This is a genomic window from Mycobacterium sp. E3339 (genome assembly GCF_001666915.1).
In the GTDB taxonomy this organism is placed as follows: domain Bacteria; phylum Actinomycetota; class Actinomycetes; order Mycobacteriales; family Mycobacteriaceae; genus Mycobacterium.
The window spans coordinates 23,120-38,181 of sequence record NZ_LZIZ01000052.1; the positions used below are offsets into that span (position 1 = coordinate 23,120).

The following is a 15,062-nucleotide window of genomic DNA, read 5'->3' on the forward strand; positions in this document are numbered from 1 at the left end:
GCATAGGCAGGAGCAGTAAGAGTGGCCAAACGGTTGGACCTCAAGGCCGTCAACATCTACTACGGTGCGTTCCACGCGGTCGCGGATGTGACGCTGTCCATCCTGCCGCGCAGCGTCACGGCGTTCATCGGCCCGTCGGGTTGCGGCAAGACGACGGTGCTGCGCACGCTCAACCGGATGCACGAGGTGGTCCCCGGCGGACGGGTGGACGGCAACGTGCTCCTGGACGACGAGGACATCTACGGCGCCGGCGTTGACCCCGTCGGTGTGCGCCGGGCAATCGGGATGGTGTTCCAGCGGCCGAATCCGTTCCCCGCCATGTCGATTCGTGACAACGTGGTGGCCGGCCTGAAGCTGCAGGGGGTGCGCAACCGCAAGGTGCTCGACGAGACCGCCGAATACTCGTTGCGCGGCGCGAACCTGTGGGATGAGGTCAAGGACCGGTTGGACCGGCCGGGCGGCGGATTGTCCGGAGGCCAGCAGCAGCGGTTGTGCATCGCGCGGGCGATCGCGGTGCAGCCCGACGTGCTGCTGATGGACGAGCCGTGCTCCGCGCTGGATCCGATCTCGACGATGGCCATCGAGGAATTGATCAGCGAGCTCAAGCAGGACTACACCATCGTCATCGTCACCCACAACATGCAGCAGGCAGCCCGAGTCAGCGACTACACCGCGTTCTTCAACCTGGAAGCCGTCGGGAAGCCGGGGCGGTTGATCGAGGTCGACGACACCGAGAAGATCTTCTCCAACCCCAGCCAGAAGGCCACCGAGGATTACATCTCCGGCCGCTTCGGCTGAGGCGGGCGCGTTTTCGCTTACTGCGAAGCGGGTTTCGCTTCTTCTTCGGGCAGCCTGCCGGTCGCCTGGAAGATGACCCGCCTCGCCACCTCGACGGCGTGGTCGGCGAAGCGCTCGTAGAACCGGCCCAGCAGGGTCACGTCGACGGCGGCCGCCACACCGTACTTCCACTCGCGGTCCATCAACACCGAGAACAGATGGCGGTGCAGATCGTCCATGGCGTCGTCCTCTTCGCGGATCCGGGCGGCCTTCTCCGGATCGCGGGACATCACCACCTCTTGCGCGCTGTTGCCCAATTCGACTGCCACCCTGCCCATTTCGGCGAAGTACCCGTTGACCTCTTCGGGCAGCGCGTGCTGCGGATGCCGGCGGCGAGCGATCTTCGCGACGTGCAGGGCCAGCGCACCCATCCGGTCGATGTCCGCCACCATCTGAATCGCGCTCACGATCGACCTCAGATCACCGGCGACCGGCGCCTGCAAGGCCAGCAGCACGAAGGCGCTTTCCTCGGCTTGTGCGCTCAGCGCCGCGATCTTTTCGTGGTCGCTGATGACCTGTTCGGCCAGCACCAGGTCGGCCTGCAACAGGGCTTGGGTGGCCCGCTCCATCGCGATGCCCGCCAGCCCGCACATCTCGCCCAGTCGCTCGGATAACTCCGCGAGCTGCTCGTGGTAGGCGGTCCGCATGTCGCCAAGCCTACGTTCTCGGCGCGGAAAAGGGGCGGTGGAGCGCCGCCAAATGCGCTTATTCGCAGGTGGTGTCGGCGGCGTTGGTGACGGTCAGGTCCTCGGGGAGCTTGGCCGGGGCGCTGCCGGAGCCGCGTTCGATCTGCAGGCTGATCGACGACCCGCTCGGTTGCGGAGTGGCGACCGACTTGAAGTCGGGTCCGAGCACCACCTGCACCACCTGGCCGTAGCCGGAGACGCGCTGCACCTTCGCGTTGGTGAAGGAGGACGCGACGGTCGCCGCGGCCTGCTCGTTGCCGGGCGAGAACAACACGGTCGTGGTGTTGACGGAGCTCGGGTAGTCGTCCGGCGTCATTACGTTGAAGCCGCTGCGCTTGAGCTGGCTGGTCGCGGTGGCCGCCAGCCCGCTTTGCGTCGTGGCGTTGGAGACCCGCACGGTGACGTCGCCCGGGGTGGTCGTGGTGACCTGTTCCTGTCGGGGCTCGGGCGGCGCGGTCGGTGCCGGCGCCTTCTTGGTGGCGGGCGCCTTCGTCTGCCCCGATTTCTCGTCGGAGGTTCCGAGATTCTTTGCGTTCTGGTCGTTTTCCTCGGGCAGCGGATCATCGTTGATGATGGCGTCGAACAGCGCGCGCATGTCCGCCATGCGCGGCGGCTCGTCGCCGTTCTGATCGGTGACGCCGGTCGGCACGGTGACGAACGTGACGTGCCCGGCCGCCATGCCCTGCAACGACTGGCCGAGCTGGATCAGGTCCTTCGACTGCACGTTGTCGACGATGGTGTCGCTGATGAACATGTTGACCACGCTGTTGAGCTTGTTGAGGTCCAGCAGCGTGTCCTCGGAGATCAGCGAACGCAGCAGCGACGACAGGAACAGCTGCTGGCGTTTGATGCGGCCGTAGTCCCCGTTGGTTTCGGTGGTGACCTGCCGGGCCCGCACGTAGTTGAGGGCGGTCGGGCCGTCCAGGACCTGGCGGCCGCCGTGTTCGAGCACGGTGCCCAACTCGTAGTCGTGCAGCGCGGTTTTCGAGCACACCTCGACGCCGCCCAGCGCGTCGACCATCTTGGCGAAGCCGGAGAAGTCGACGGCGATGAAGCGGTTGATGCTCAACCCGGACAGTTTCTGGATTTCCTTCACCAGGCATTTCGGCCCGCCGAAGGCGAATGCGGAGTTCAGCTTGGTCTCGGTGTAGACCATCTTCGGGCCCCAGGTCTTGGTCTTCGCGTCGTAGAGGGGCCCGTATTTGCCCGTGTCCGGGTTCCACGCCTCGCATTGCATCGGGGTGATCGCCAGGTCGCGCGGGAACGACACCGCAACCACGCGTTTGCGGTTGGCCGGGATGTTGACCAGCATCACCGTGTCCGATCGCGCGCCGCCGGCGTCCTCGGTGTCGCCGGCGCCCATGTTGGCGTTGTCGCCGGCGCGCGAATCCATGCCGACGATCAGGAAGTCTTCGTCGCCGTATTGCCCGTTGCGGTCGCGAATGTCATCCGAACCCTGGTCGAGGGCGCTGATGGTGTTGAGACGCGCGTTCTTCGACGTGCTCCACTGCCACGCCCCGCCGGTCATGGCCACGGCGAGCACGGCGAGCAGCGCGGCCACCGAACGCCCCGCCAGCAGTATCGGCCGGTGGCGGCGGCCCGCTTTCCCCTGGCCGGCGGCAGGCGCCCCATCCGAGGCGGGCTCGTCGTCGCTGCGGTGGTCGGACAGGTCGGGGAGTTCGGAGACCGCATCCAGCGAGTAGGCGAGGTCCTCGATCACCTGCGTCGGCTGCAGCTCTACCGGCACGCCCGGTTCGGGCTCGGCGGGCTCTTCCTCGGGCTCGGCGCGGCGGTGCGTGGACCGGCCGGTCTGCGGCGCACCGAGTTTGGCGATCAGATCGGCGACGCTGAGCCCGCCCCCGGTGTGGGACCCGGAATCGTCCTCATCGTCGGCCTGCGGCGGGAGGGCATCTACCGTGGTCTCGGCCTGCCAGAGATGGCGGCTGTCGTCGGACGGGGGCTCCGAGAACCGCTCCCACGGGGCGGCGCCCAGCGCTGCCCGCCGAGCGCCGCGAGTGGCGTCGTCCTCGGCGTCACTCATGTCCTACCGGCCTCCGAAGCTCCGATGCAGATGTCAGCGTGTCCGTGCAAATGCCGCCAGCGCTTGGAGTGTCAGCGCTGCGGCTCATGCCACCCGTGGGCCGCACTCCTTTGTCGCGGTCGGGTGGCGGCGCGTTACCGATCCGCAGGAACGCGCAATGCGGCAAGGTCCACATGGTACTGAGTAATCGGTCGAGACGCGATTTCGAGCGGTGGATCAGCCGCCGGAGTGCATCACGTCGGCACCGGCCGGGACGGTGCAATCGTCGGGGTCGGCCAGCCAGTCTTCGGGCAGCGCCACCCGGGCCGGTGAGCCCTGCCGGCCCCGCGGGCCGCTCGCCGCGTCCGGGAACGGCACGGTGGGGTCCAATTGGCTTAGCAGCGAGTCGAGTTCGTTGAGGGTCTTGACCATCGCCAGCGCCCGGCGCAGCTCCGAGCCGGCCGGAAAGCCGTGCAGGTACCAACCGATGTGCTTGCGGATGTCGCGCATGCCCTTGTCCTCGCCGAAGTGCGCGGCCAGCAGCCGCCCGTGCCGGCGGACGATGTCGGCGACCTCGCCCAACGTGGGCGGGGTGGGGGCCGGGCTATCGGTGAACGCGGCCGAGAGCTCGGCGAAGAGCCAGGGTCGGCCCAGGCAACCGCGGCCGATCACGACGCCGTCGCACCCGGTGGTGGCCATCATGGTCAGGGCGTCGCTGGCGTCGTAGATGTCGCCGTTGCCCAGCACCGGAATCGTCCGCACGTGCTGCTTGAGCAGGGCGATCTGCTCCCAGTCGGCGGTGCCGGAGTAGCGCTGCGCCGCGGTGCGGGCATGCAGCGCGACGGCAGCGGCGCCCTCGGCCTCGGCGATGCGGCCGGCGTCGAGGTGCGTGCGATGCTCGTCGTCGATGCCGACGCGGAACTTGACCGTCACCGGGATCCGGGTGCCTTCCGTGGCGCGCACCGCCGCCGCGACGATCTGCCCGAACAGCCGGCGCTTGTAGGGCAGCGCCGCGCCGCCGCCGCGCTTGGTGACCTTGGGCACCGGACAGCCGAAATTCATGTCGATGTGGTCGGCCAGGCCTTCGTCCGCGATCATCTTGGCGGCCGCGTACGTGGTCGCCGGGTCCACCGTGTAGAGCTGCAACGAGCGGGGCGACTCGTCGGGCGCGAAGGTCGTCATGTGCATGGTGGCCGGGTGCCGCTCGACGAGCGCGCGCGCCGTCACCATCTCGCAGACGTACAGCCCGCTGACGGTGCCGACCTTCGCCTGTTCCAGTTCCCGGCACAGCGTCCGGAACGCGACGTTGGTCACACCCGCCATCGGGGCCAGCACCACCGGGCTGGGGAGCGCGATGGGACCGATCCGCACCGCTTGATTACCGCCGGCTCATGGTCAGCGTGCCCGCGGTCCGGTGCAGCTCGAACGCGGTGGTCCTCTTGCCGGTGCGGGCTTCCCGCTCGAGCTGGCGCTGCTTGGAGATCTCGAACTTCTCGCAGGTTTGCTCGAGTTCTTTGATCAGCAGCGCAAGGTCGTCGCGCATGGCGGCCGCCTCACCGGTGAAGTCCTCGCGCTCGAAGATGCGCCATTTCTTCAGCACCGGCATGACCACGTCGTCGAGGTGAATGCGCGGGTCGTACACGCCACCCACGGCGATGGCGACGGCCTTCCGGCGGAACTCAGGTACCTGATAGCCCGGCATCTGGAAATTGCGCAGCACCTTGTGCAGCGACTTCATCGCCTGGTTGGGCGCCGCGCTGAACCCGGCGTCGCTGACGTCGCGGTAGAAGATCATGTGCAGGTTCTCGTCGGCCGAGATCTTCGCCAGCAACTGGTCGGCGATGGTCTCATTGCAGGCCTTGCCCGTGTTGCGGTGGGAAATCCGGGTCGCCAGCTCCTGGAACGTCACGTAGATGACCGAGTCGAAGAGGCTCTCGGCGAACAGGTCGGCGCGAATCTGCTGGTTCTGCCCCGGGCTGAAGCCGCGGTTCACCACCTCGATGCGGAGCTTCTCCAGCTCGACGGGGTCGACGGCGCGGGTCACCACCAGGTAGTCGCGCAGCGCGATCCCGTGCCGGTTCTCCTCGGCGGTCCAGCGATTGACCCACTGGCCCCACGGCCCGTCCAAGCCGAAGTTCATCGCGATCTCGCGGTGGTATGACGGCAGGTTGTCCTCGGTCATCAGGTTCTGCACCATCGCCACCTGGGCGAGGTCGGAGAGTTTGCTCTGCTCCGGATCCCAGTCCTGGCCGCCGAGCGCGTAGAAGTTCTTACCGTCCGACCACGGGATGTAGTCGTGCGGGTTCCAGTCCTTGTGCATGCTCTCGTGGCGGTTCAGGTATTGCTCGACGAACGGCTCGAGCTCGTGCAGCAGCTGTAGGTGTGTCAGCTCGGCTGACATGGGGCCTCCAGTTATCTGTGTCGGCGGGTAGCAGTCAATATATCTGTGTACTTCAGTAGCATCAAGCTGCCTGGCCGCGCGTCGCGTCACGGTTGAATTCCACTTTTCGAAACGCCCGATCGGCCCCGCAGGCCTTCAGGATTGCCGCCGGGCTGCGGCAGATAAACACCTGGTCGCGCGCTACCCGAGCTCGGGTGTCGGCACGTAGGGGGCCGCCGTGATGTACAGCATGTTGACGCAGTAGTCGATGAACTGTTGGCGCGTCGCGCCCAGCCGCCCGTTCAGGTACGCGGTGAACAGGCTCGACAGGCCGCCGATCAGGCTGGTGGCGATCATCTTCTCCAGCACGGGGTCGCCGATCCGGGACAGCTTGCGCTGCAGCAGTTCGATGAAATTGGGCATCCACTCCGCGCCCGAGCGGGTCAATATCGGCTCGGACGCCGGCGCCAGCAACAGCACCCGCCCGCGGACCGGGTCGTCGACCATCAGCTCGACGAACTTTTCGACGGCTTCGCGCGGGGTATTCGCCGACGTGAGCGCGCTCATCGCGCGCGTGCACACGTCGTCGTACACCGCGCGCACGAATTCGTCACGGTCCGAGAAGCTTTCGTAGAAATAGCGTTCGGTCAGCGCGGCCTTGCGGCACACCGCGCGCACGGTTAGCGCCTGCCGAGCGTCGCTGCCGAGCAACTGCACGCCGGCGTCGATGAGGTTGTCGCGACGAAGGGCGAGGCGATCCCCCAAGGGGACGCCGGTCCAGCGGCCCCGGCGTTGACCGGACTGCACATCGCTCCTAAGCTCGAAACTGACAACGCATGTAGTCAGTTTGCCGACACCTGTAGGAATTCACTAGTGACTCAACATACGTCCGCACCGGTGCCACCGACCAGCGGTCAAGACGCGCCCGAAGCGTCCGGTGCCGTAGCCGAAGGCTGCCCGGTGTCGGCGATGGGCTACGAGGCACCGCCGACGCCGCTGGGCCCCGACTCGCTGACCTGGAAATATTTCGGCGACTGGCGCGGGATGTTGCAAGGCCCGTTCGCGGGCTCCATGCAGAACATGCACCCGCAGTTGGGCGCCGCGGTGGAGCAACACTCGACGTTCTTCCGCGAACCGTTGCCGCGGGTGATGCGGTCGCTCTACCCGATCGGTGGCGTGGTCTTCGACGGCGACCGGGCTCCTATTACGGGGGCGGAGGTCCGCGACTACCACACCGACATCAAGGGCGTGGATGACCAGGGGCGCCGGTATCACGCACTGAATCCCGACGTCTTCTATTGGGCGCACTCGACGTTCTTCATGGGCACAATCCTGGTGGCCGAACGGTTCGGGGGAGGTCTGACCGAGGCCGACAAGCGCCAGCTCTTCGACGAACACGTTCAGTGGTACCGGATGTACGGCATGAGCATGCGGCCGGTGCCCCAGAGCTGGGAAGAGTTCCAGGCCTACTGGGATCACATGTGCCGCAACGTATTAGAGGACAATTATGCGACGCGGGCCGTGCTGGATCTGACCCTGTATGACAAGCTGCCGATCGCTCCCTGGCTCCCGGATTGGCTGTGGGGCGGCCTGACCAGGCTGTCGCGGCCGTTCTTCGTCTGGCTCACCGTCGGTCTTTATCACCCGGCCGTGCGCGAACGGTTGGGCTTCCAGTGGTCCGACCGCGACGAGTGGTTGCACCGCCGCTTCGGCAACCTGGTGCGGCTGATCTTCGCGTTTGTGCCGCCCAGGTACCGCAAGCACCCGAGGGCCCGCGCCGGCCTCGACCGCGCGGCCGGGCGCATCCCGGCCGACGCGCCCCTGCCCCAGACGCCGGCGCGCAACCTGCCGCCCGTGGAACAGCGTGGCGACCCGAAGCATTACTGCCCCGTGGTCTCCTGAGCCGCCCCGCCCACGCTATGGGTGGGAGTGACCGTGAACGTCTTCCAGGCCGGCCTGGTGCACGTGCTGATGAGTGTGCTCGGTCCCGTCGCCGTGGGTGTGTGAGTGCTCGTGCTGCACGTGTTCGTGCTCATGCGTGGTGTGCGCGTGCGCGTGCATGAAGTCGCCATGGTCGTGTTGGTGTTCGTGGGGCGTGTCATGGGTGTGTTGCTCGGTCACCGCTGAGTCTCCTCGGGTCAACTGTGCTGTGCTGCTTCGGTATTCACTTGGCGTCGCTGCGCCGCCGGTTGGCCGGGCGGGCCGATTCGCTGACGGCCTTGAGCCCGGTATCCCCGCGGTGATGGCCCGGCACGCCCGGTCCGGCGTGTTCGGCGTTGAAGACGGCGTCGATGACGAGCTGGCGGACGTGATCGTTCTCCAGGCTGTAGAAGATCGTGGTTCCCTCGCGGCGGGTGCTGACCAGGCGCGCCATTCGCAGCTTCGCCAGGTGCTGGGAGACCGACGGCGCGGGCTTGCCGACGTGCTCGGCCAGCTCGTTGACCGACATTTCCCGGTCGGTCAGCGACCACAGCACCTGCACGCGGGTGGCGTCGGCCAGCATCCGGAAGACCTCGACCACCAGGCTGGCCTGGTCGTCCGGCAACCGACCTGCGCTACTATCTGCATGCATACGCAAATAGTAGTCAAGATGGCCGATGCTCGCCAGCGGTGATCTTCGTCAGGTTGGGACGACCGTCGACCGGCGCTGACCGCCGTTGCGATCGTTCCAGAACCGGTACACCTCCACCGCGCCATCCTGCGGCCGGTAGCGCATCGGCAGCCGCCGCTGGTCCCAGCTCTTGGCGAATTCGTCGTAGAAGGTGGACACCTCGAAGTACTTGCGGTCGTCAAGGTAGTACTGCTCGTAGTCCTCGCGCGTGATCAGGAAGATGACTTCCTTGGGTGAGCAGTAGTACAGCGAGCCCAGGCACATCGGGCAGGGATGCGCCATCACGTAGATCGTGGCGTCGACGAGGTGCTCGGTGCCGAGCTTCGTGCACGCCTCGCGGATGGCCAGGATTTCCGCGTGCGCGGTCGGGTCGTTCGTCTGGGCCACCTTGTTGGCGCTCTCGGCCAGGACCTGGCCGTCCTTGACGATCACCGTCGCGAATGGGCGACCACCCTCGGCGACGTTTTGGCGAGCCAGGTCGATCGTCCGCTGCGCAAAGTCGGTCACACGTCGCAGGGTAGTCGCGCCGGGGCTGGGAATCGGGCCGGCGATACTGATAGATTGCCTATTTAATTTGGTCGGGATGAGGGAGCACCATGGCGCGCACCGATCGTGATCATTGGGATCTGGCGACGAGCGTGGGGGCGACGGCGACGATGGTCGCGGCGCAACGGGCCCTGTCCTCCGACGCCAAATTGATCGACGACCCGTACGCGGCGCCGCTGGTGCGCGCCGTCGGCATCGATGTCTATGTCCGGATGGTCAACGGCGAAATCCCGGTCGGCGGCGATGCCGAGTTCAATCCGCACCGGATGGCGCGCAGCATGGCTTGCCGCACAAGGTTTTACGACGACTTCTTCCTGGAGGCGACGCGGGGCGGCATCGGCCAGGCGGTGATCTTGGCGTCGGGCCTCGACGCGCGCGCCTACCGCCTGCCGTGGCCGGCCGGCACCGTGGTCTACGAGGTCGACATGCCGGAGGTGATCGAGTTCAAGACCTCGACCCTCGAGGAACTCGGCGCCGAACCCACGGCCGAGCGGCGCACCGTTGCCATCGACCTGCGCGACGACTGGGCCGCGGCGCTGCGCGGCGCGGGATTAGACGCGCAGGCCCCGTCGGCGTGGAGCGCCGAGGGCCTGTTGGTGTATCTGCCGGAGGAGGCCCAGGACGCGCTGTTCGACAACATCACCGCCCTGAGCGCCCCCGGCAGCCGCCTGGCCTTCGACTTCGTGCCCGACACCGCGATTTTCGCCGACCCGCGCTGGCGCACGCACTACGAACGGATGAGCGAACTCGGTTTCTCGGTCGATTTCAACGACCTCGTGTACCACGGCGAGCGCAGCCACATCGTCGACCACCTGAGCCAGCGCGGCTGGGAGACGTCGTCGCGGACCGTCGCGGAACTGCACGCGGCCAACGGCTTTGTCTACGCCGACGACGACGTCGCCCAGGCCTTCGCCGATGTGACCTACAGCAGCGCGGTGCTCGGGCGCTGAGCGCCGATCTGCCGAGCCTGACCACGTTGGTGCCCCCACCAGGGCTCGAACCTGGGACCTGCGGATTAAAAGTCCGTAGCTCTACCAACTGAGCTATAGGGGCCGCGGAGATTCAGGATACTTGGGCCCCAAACGCGGCTCGTTTGAGGATTGGGCCTGCGGTGACCTAAGCTGACGTGGCTCCTAACGAAACCTCGTTGTGAGTACCCCGGAGTGATTCGGTTCTGGCCCCCATCGTCTAGTGGCCTAGGACGCCGCCCTTTCACGGCGGTAGCACGGGTTCGAATCCCGTTGGGGGTACGCGACGCGGTGACGCGGAGCAGTAGCAAGGCCCTGTGGCGCAGTTGGTTAGCGCGCCGCCCTGTCACGGCGGAGGTCGCGGGTTCGAGTCCCGTCAGGGTCGCCAACTCGGCGAGGCACTTCATGCCTTCCGGCCAGGTAGCTCAGTCGGTACGAGCGTCCGCCTGAAAAGCGGAAGGTCGGCGGTTCGATCCCGCCCCTGGCCACCAGCACTAGCGCAGGCTGTTGGGCTTTCGCTTGAGACCAGGTGCCGGTGGGCTTGTAATTGTCTTCGATCGTCCAATTTGCGTTTATGACCGATGTGCGACGCCGTTGGCCCTCGGCCTCAGAGAGAAATCGCGCTCTATCAACATCGGGTGACGCTGAAAAAGGGCGACCCCTTCGCTCGTCGCACACCTCCCAGCCACCGGACGGCGCGGCCCCCGAACAACCCGAGGCCCAGTCCGGCGAGAGCGCGGGAGCGTAAGTCGCGTGGTTACCCGCGTCTCTGCTACTCAAACTCCCTATTCGGTGGCGCAACCGGCAGGTATATGGCGGGTGCTTACAAGTAGGCCGGCCCGCCAGCCGCCGTGCGTGACCCCGGCGCACGGCCAACCAGTTCGCGAAAAAAGTTGCCAATCCTAGGTTTACGCGTTAAACCGCCAAGCATGGGGTCCGTCGCCACCAGCGCGTGCACGGCCATCTTCTTCGGACGACGGTTGTGTGCCGAGTTCCCTGAGCGTGCGGGTTAAGTCCCGACCCCGGCGACCTGCCACGAAAAACGGCTGTCGAACCGGTCAGACTCGGTGCTCACCTTTTGCCTCCCGGGTCAGTTTTCTGCGGAGCGTCGCGGGTAACCAAGGCGCATCGCCCACTTTCAGGAGGAGTTCTATGCGCGCAATGACATACCGCGGTCCGTACAAGGTCCGCGTCGAGGAGAAGGACATCCCGGCGATCGAGCATCCCAATGACGCGATTGTCAGGGTGCAGTTGGCGGCGATCTGCGGATCCGACCTTCACCTCTATCACGGCTTGATGCCCGACACCCGGGTCGGCCACACGTTCGGACACGAGTTCATCGGCGTGGTCGAGGAAGTGGGCTCCTCCGTCGAGAACTTGAAGCGCGGTGACCGGGTGATGGTGCCGTTCAACATCTTTTGCGGGTCGTGCTACTTCTGTGCCCGGGGGCTGTATTCGAACTGCCACAACGTCAATCCGAACGCCACCGCGGTGGGCGGAATCTACGGTTACTCGCACACCTGCGGGGGATACGACGGCGGGCAGGCCGAGTACGTGCGGGTCCCCTTCGCCGACGTCGGCCCGTCCAAGATTCCCGACTGGATGGACGACACGGATGCGCTGCTGTGCACCGACGCGCTGGCCACCGGATACTTCGGGGCCCAACTCGGGGACATTGTCGAGGGTGACACGGTCGTCGTCTTCGGCGCCGGCCCGGTGGGCCTGTTCGCCGCGAAATCGTCATGGTTGATGGGGGCCGCCCGCGTGATCGTGATCGACCATCTCGAGTACCGGCTGGAAAAGGCCCGCAGCTTCGCCCACGCCGAGACGTACAACTTCACCGACTACGGCGACATCGTGGTCGAGATGAAGAAGGCCACCGACTTCCTCGGAGCGGATGTGGCCATCGACGCTGTCGGGGCGGAGGCGGACGGAAACCTGCTGCAACATGTCACGGCGGCGAAGTTGAAATTGCAGGGCGGCTCCCCGGTCGCGTTGAACTGGGCCATCGATTCGGTTCGCAAAGGCGGAACGATCTCCGTCATGGGCGCCTACGGGCCGATGTTCAGCGCCATCAAGTTCGGCGACGCCATGAACAAGGGCCTGACCATTCACACCAATCAATGCCCGGTCAAACGGCAGTGGCCCCGCCTGTTCTCTCACATCGAGAACGGCTATCTGAAGCCGAGTGAGATTGTGACACACCGGATCCCGCTGGAGCACATCGCAGAGGCCTATCACATCTTTTCATCCAAGCTGGACGACTGCATCAAGCCGGTCGTACTTCCGCAGGCAAGCTGAACAGACAGGAGCAGGCGCATGACACAGACAGAACGGCTTCCGGCCTACACCGAAGCGCATCCGCCGACGCCGAGCAGCGACGATTTGCGGGCACAGATTCCCGGGTGGGGTGCTGACCTCGACCCGAAGGATCGGCCGTCAAATCCAAAGCTGCGGCAAGATCTGCCCACCGAAACGCACTGGGACTTCCCGGAGCGGCAACCCGAAAAGTGGCCCCGGGAGCGGTCGGTCGAACACCGTTTCCTCACACCGGTGTTCGGCACGGCACAGCCGCCCAGCGGAATCTCCGGCATGCTGCGCAAATACGCCTACAAAAAATTCAGCGAAGGCCGCGCGGCGCACTGGCTGATTCTGCTCTATGCGGATCGCGTGGACGCGGTCGAGCACCACGTCCGGTCGTTTTTGACCACGCGTCCCGATAATCCGATTACCGAGACGGGAATCAAAAGCGAAGTGACACATCACGGTATCCAGTCGCGGTTGGGCCGGAAGCGGTCCGACCTGGCCCACATCTGGATGGATCCGTTCATCGTGGCGGGCCCGTGGATCTTGGGCGGCCAGGCGATCGCCTCCCTGGCCAGAAAAGCCGTGCAGGCCGCGGGTCGGAACGGGGAGCGCGGCGACCGGAATTAGCCAGGGTCGCGAATAACCGGTTTCGGGCAAGCGGCTCAACGGTTTTCGCCGGAGGCTTCTCGACGCGTTCGCCGGTGTGAGCCGCGCCGTCGATGCTCGCGTGCCCGGCGATCGATACGTGCTCGCGGCACATTTGATACGCGAAGGGAAGGTGATCGCCATGGGCGACGACGAAGGGGACTCGGATCAGTCCGCGGGCCCACGCTCCGAGGGCAACCTCGAGCTGTTCTTCGATCTGGTGTTCACCTTCGCCATGTCCCAGGTGACGCTGCTTGCGCTGCACGATCTCTCACCGACGGGTTTCGGCCGGGCCGCGCTGGCGCTGCTCGCCGTGTGGTGGGCCTGGGTGGGTTACACATGGCTCATCAACACGTTCGACACCGCGAACGTGTGGCACGAAGCGGTAATCATCGCTGCGATGGCCGCGATGCTCGTCGCCTCGGCAGCGCTTCCGGCAGCGTTCGGGGCGGGCGCACTGGTCTTCGCGATCGCCTTGCTGGTGGTTCGCTTCATCCACGTGGCGAAGTTCGTCTCCCTCTCTTCGCACGACGACGCCGCGCTGCGGCGGGGCACCCGCCGGATAGCGCCGGCATTCGTCGCCGCCCCCGCCTGCATCATGGCCGCCGCCTTCGTGGGCTCGCCGGGCCGCGAACTGCTTTGGGTGGCCGCGGCGCTGATCGACTACGGCGCACCGGCTGTGCTCGGCCTGGGTGGATTCCGCGTCTCGCCGTCCTACTTTGTCTCGCGTCACGGCTCGATCATCATTATCGCGCTCGGTGAGGTGGTTGTGGAATTAGGTGGAGCGGCAAGGGATCTCGACCGATGGGTGGTCGTCGTTGCTCTCGTGCTGGGCGTGGCCGTCATGGCTACCTTCTGGTGGACGTACTTCGGTCTGACCTCGGGAGCGCGGCAGCGGCTGGAGCAGGCCACCGGAGCGGAACGGGCCCGTCTCGCGCGCGACGCGTACAGCTACCTGCATCTACCGCTCGTCGCCGGCATCATGCTGTTCGCCGTGGGGGCGCATGCCACCATCGAGCACGCCACCGCCCCGCTGCCGCTATTGCCCGCGGTCGCCCTGGCCGGCGGCATGGCGTTGTTCTATCTGGCTGACGTCGCCTACCGATGGCGTGACCACCGGCAGGTACCGGTCGACCGCACCGTTACCGGAGTGGCCGCGGCGGCGACCTTGCCTGCGTTGCTGCAGATACCGGCCCTCGCAGCGCTTGGCCTGCTCGCCGGCATCGGCGGCTGCCGGTTGGTCTGGGAACTGTGGCGGCGCCCGAGGATCGGTCCGGCCATGGCAGGACAGGCGCGTTGAGTGATGCGCCGCTCGCGGTCGGTTGATCAGCCAGCCGATTCAAGCGAAAGGTAAACCGGCGCATCGAGCGCCATAACCGACAGGAGAGCAGGATGTCACAGGGACGACGCCTTTCAGGGCGGAAAATCGCGGCGCTGGCGGCCGACGGCTTCGAGAAGGTGGAACTGGTAGTTCCATTGCGGGCGTTGCAAATGGCCGGCGCCAAGGTGGATGTCGTGTCGCTGCGCCGCGGCCGCATCCGCGGGGTCAATCTGCACATGCCTGCGACCCGGGTAGGTGTGGACAAGGTCGTGACCGATGCCGACCCCGACGACTACGACGGTCTGCTACTCCCCGGGGGTTTCATCAATCCCGACCTGCTGCGGCAGTCGGCGGAGGCCCGGGATTTCGTCCGCGCGTTCGACCACGCTGACAAGCCAATCGCCACGTTGTGTCACGGGCCGTGGGTGCTCGCGTCGGCGGGGCTGCTCACTGGGCGCACCCTGACCTCGTGGCCGGGCATCCGCGACGACCTGGTGAACGCCGGCGCCACTTGGCTCGACAGGGAAGTCGTGCGTGACCGTAACCTCCTCACGAGTCGAGGGCCACAGGACATGAGGGCTTTCTTGCCGGCGACGCTCGACATCTTCGCCGGGTCGACGGATCAGCCGCAGACGGTCACGAATCGCAACGGCTCGGATCCGCAGCTCGACAAGCCGATCGGCTGGGCGGTGTCGGCCCTGCGCTGGTCACCGAAGCCCTCGCTGGCGGCACTGACCAGCG

14 protein-coding genes, 4 tRNA genes and 1 pseudogene are annotated in these 15,062 nt (G+C 66.3%); 10 read left to right on the plus strand and 9 right to left on the minus strand.

Annotated elements, in window-relative coordinates; all coding sequences use genetic code 11:
- The first annotated feature begins 21 nt into the window (after window positions 1-21).
- The gene (gene pstB, locus A5702_RS04305) at window positions 22-798 is read left to right on the plus strand and encodes a phosphate ABC transporter ATP-binding protein PstB (protein ID WP_055403499.1); all 777 of its coding nucleotides are present in this window, start codon (window positions 22-24) and stop codon (window positions 796-798) included.
- Window positions 799-815: 17 nt separating this feature from the next.
- Here pstB and phoU read toward each other — a convergent pair whose 3' ends face one another.
- The 5 genes from phoU to A5702_RS04330 all read right to left on the minus strand — a co-directional run bounded on the left by phoU (window position 816) and on the right by A5702_RS04330 (window position 6,730).
- Entirely contained in the window at window positions 816-1,484 is a 669-nt protein-coding gene (phoU, locus tag A5702_RS04310) for a phosphate signaling complex protein PhoU (protein ID WP_055403498.1), read from the minus strand.
- 58 nt (window positions 1,485-1,542) lie between these two features.
- Complete coding sequence (locus A5702_RS04315; RefSeq protein ID WP_068218525.1) at window positions 1,543-3,564, minus strand: LCP family protein; 2,022 nt, start codon at window positions 3,562-3,564, stop codon at window positions 1,543-1,545.
- Between the two features lie 216 nt (window positions 3,565-3,780).
- Window positions 3,781-4,914, minus strand: a complete 1,134-nt coding sequence (gene dusB, locus A5702_RS04320; RefSeq protein WP_068218529.1) for a tRNA dihydrouridine synthase DusB — start codon at window positions 4,912-4,914, stop codon at window positions 3,781-3,783.
- 7 nt (window positions 4,915-4,921) lie between these two features.
- Complete coding sequence (locus tag A5702_RS04325; protein WP_055403495.1) at window positions 4,922-5,944, minus strand: acyl-ACP desaturase; 1,023 nt, start codon at window positions 5,942-5,944, stop codon at window positions 4,922-4,924.
- 180 nt (window positions 5,945-6,124) lie between these two features.
- On the minus strand, window positions 6,125-6,730 hold the full coding sequence (locus tag A5702_RS04330) for a TetR/AcrR family transcriptional regulator (RefSeq protein ID WP_068218531.1): 606 nt from the start codon (window positions 6,728-6,730) through the stop codon (window positions 6,125-6,127).
- A 66-nt stretch (window positions 6,731-6,796) separates the two neighbouring features.
- Here A5702_RS04330 and A5702_RS04335 point away from each other — a divergent pair, with 66 nt between their 5' ends.
- On the plus strand, window positions 6,797-7,825 hold the full coding sequence (locus A5702_RS04335) for an oxygenase MpaB family protein (RefSeq protein WP_068218533.1): 1,029 nt from the start codon (window positions 6,797-6,799) through the stop codon (window positions 7,823-7,825).
- Window positions 7,826-7,840: 15 nt separating this feature from the next.
- On the opposite strand, the gene A5702_RS25445 is transcribed toward A5702_RS04335, so the two are convergent.
- The 3 genes from A5702_RS25445 to A5702_RS04345 are packed head-to-tail and all read right to left on the minus strand — an operon-like array spanning window position 7,841 to window position 9,041.
- Window positions 7,841-8,044 carry a zinc transporter Slc39a7 gene (locus A5702_RS25445; protein ID WP_082459866.1) on the minus strand — a complete coding sequence of 68 codons (204 nt, stop codon included), beginning with the start codon at window positions 8,042-8,044 and terminating at the stop codon, window positions 7,841-7,843.
- 43 nt (window positions 8,045-8,087) lie between these two features.
- Entirely contained in the window at window positions 8,088-8,495 is a 408-nt protein-coding gene (locus A5702_RS04340) for a metalloregulator ArsR/SmtB family transcription factor (protein ID WP_068218536.1), read from the minus strand.
- A 48-nt stretch (window positions 8,496-8,543) separates the two neighbouring features.
- Window positions 8,544-9,041 carry a nucleoside deaminase gene (locus A5702_RS04345; RefSeq protein WP_068218540.1) on the minus strand — a complete coding sequence of 166 codons (498 nt, stop codon included), beginning with the start codon at window positions 9,039-9,041 and terminating at the stop codon, window positions 8,544-8,546.
- Window positions 9,042-9,130: 89 nt separating this feature from the next.
- On the opposite strand from A5702_RS04345, the gene A5702_RS04350 reads away from it, so the two are divergent.
- On the plus strand, window positions 9,131-10,030 hold the full coding sequence (locus A5702_RS04350; protein ID WP_068218543.1) for a class I SAM-dependent methyltransferase: 900 nt from the start codon (window positions 9,131-9,133) through the stop codon (window positions 10,028-10,030).
- A 27-nt stretch (window positions 10,031-10,057) separates the two neighbouring features.
- Here the strand turns inward: A5702_RS04350 and A5702_RS04355 are convergent.
- Window positions 10,058-10,133: transfer RNA gene (locus tag A5702_RS04355), tRNA-Lys, on the minus strand.
- A gap of 124 nt (window positions 10,134-10,257) precedes the next feature.
- Here A5702_RS04355 and A5702_RS04360 point away from each other — a divergent pair.
- The 7 genes and pseudogenes from A5702_RS04360 to A5702_RS04390 all read left to right on the plus strand — a co-directional run.
- Window positions 10,258-10,330: transfer RNA gene (locus A5702_RS04360), tRNA-Glu, on the plus strand.
- A gap of 29 nt (window positions 10,331-10,359) precedes the next feature.
- Window positions 10,360-10,436: transfer RNA gene (locus tag A5702_RS04365), tRNA-Asp, on the plus strand.
- A gap of 26 nt (window positions 10,437-10,462) precedes the next feature.
- Window positions 10,463-10,539: transfer RNA gene (locus tag A5702_RS04370), tRNA-Phe, on the plus strand.
- Window positions 10,540-11,200: 661 nt separating this feature from the next.
- Window positions 11,201-12,349, plus strand: a complete 1,149-nt coding sequence (locus A5702_RS04375) for a zinc-dependent alcohol dehydrogenase (protein ID WP_068218546.1) — start codon at window positions 11,201-11,203, stop codon at window positions 12,347-12,349.
- Window positions 12,350-12,367: 18 nt separating this feature from the next.
- Window positions 12,368-12,982, plus strand: coding sequence for a hypothetical protein (locus A5702_RS04380; protein WP_068218550.1), 615 nt, complete (start codon window positions 12,368-12,370; stop codon window positions 12,980-12,982).
- Window positions 12,983-13,142: 160 nt separating this feature from the next.
- Complete coding sequence (locus A5702_RS04385; RefSeq protein ID WP_068218611.1) at window positions 13,143-14,300, plus strand: low temperature requirement protein A; 1,158 nt, start codon at window positions 13,143-13,145, stop codon at window positions 14,298-14,300.
- A 92-nt stretch (window positions 14,301-14,392) separates the two neighbouring features.
- Window positions 14,393-14,941, plus strand: a pseudogene (locus tag A5702_RS04390) (type 1 glutamine amidotransferase domain-containing protein); the annotation flags it as partial.
- Window positions 14,942-15,062 lie beyond the last annotated feature (121 nt).

Excerpts from the sequence above, each read along its gene's own strand:
- phoU (WP_055403498.1), bottom strand. The coding sequence starts at position 1,484 with ATGCGGACCGCCTACCACGAGCAGCTCGCGGAGTTATCCGAGCGACTG.
- A5702_RS04315 (WP_068218525.1), bottom strand. The coding sequence starts at position 3,564 with ATGAGTGACGCCGAGGACGACGCCACTCGCGGCGCTCGGCGGGCAGCG.
- A5702_RS04325 (WP_055403495.1), bottom strand. The coding sequence starts at position 5,944 with ATGTCAGCCGAGCTGACACACCTACAGCTGCTGCACGAGCTCGAGCCG.
- A5702_RS04340 (WP_068218536.1), bottom strand. The coding sequence starts at position 8,495 with ATGCATGCAGATAGTAGCGCAGGTCGGTTGCCGGACGACCAGGCCAGC.
- A5702_RS04350 (WP_068218543.1), top strand. The coding sequence starts at position 9,131 with ATGGCGCGCACCGATCGTGATCATTGGGATCTGGCGACGAGCGTGGGG.
- A5702_RS04375 (WP_068218546.1), top strand. The coding sequence starts at position 11,201 with ATGCGCGCAATGACATACCGCGGTCCGTACAAGGTCCGCGTCGAGGAG.
- A5702_RS04380 (WP_068218550.1), top strand. The coding sequence starts at position 12,368 with ATGACACAGACAGAACGGCTTCCGGCCTACACCGAAGCGCATCCGCCG.
- A5702_RS04385 (WP_068218611.1), top strand. The coding sequence starts at position 13,143 with ATGGGCGACGACGAAGGGGACTCGGATCAGTCCGCGGGCCCACGCTCC.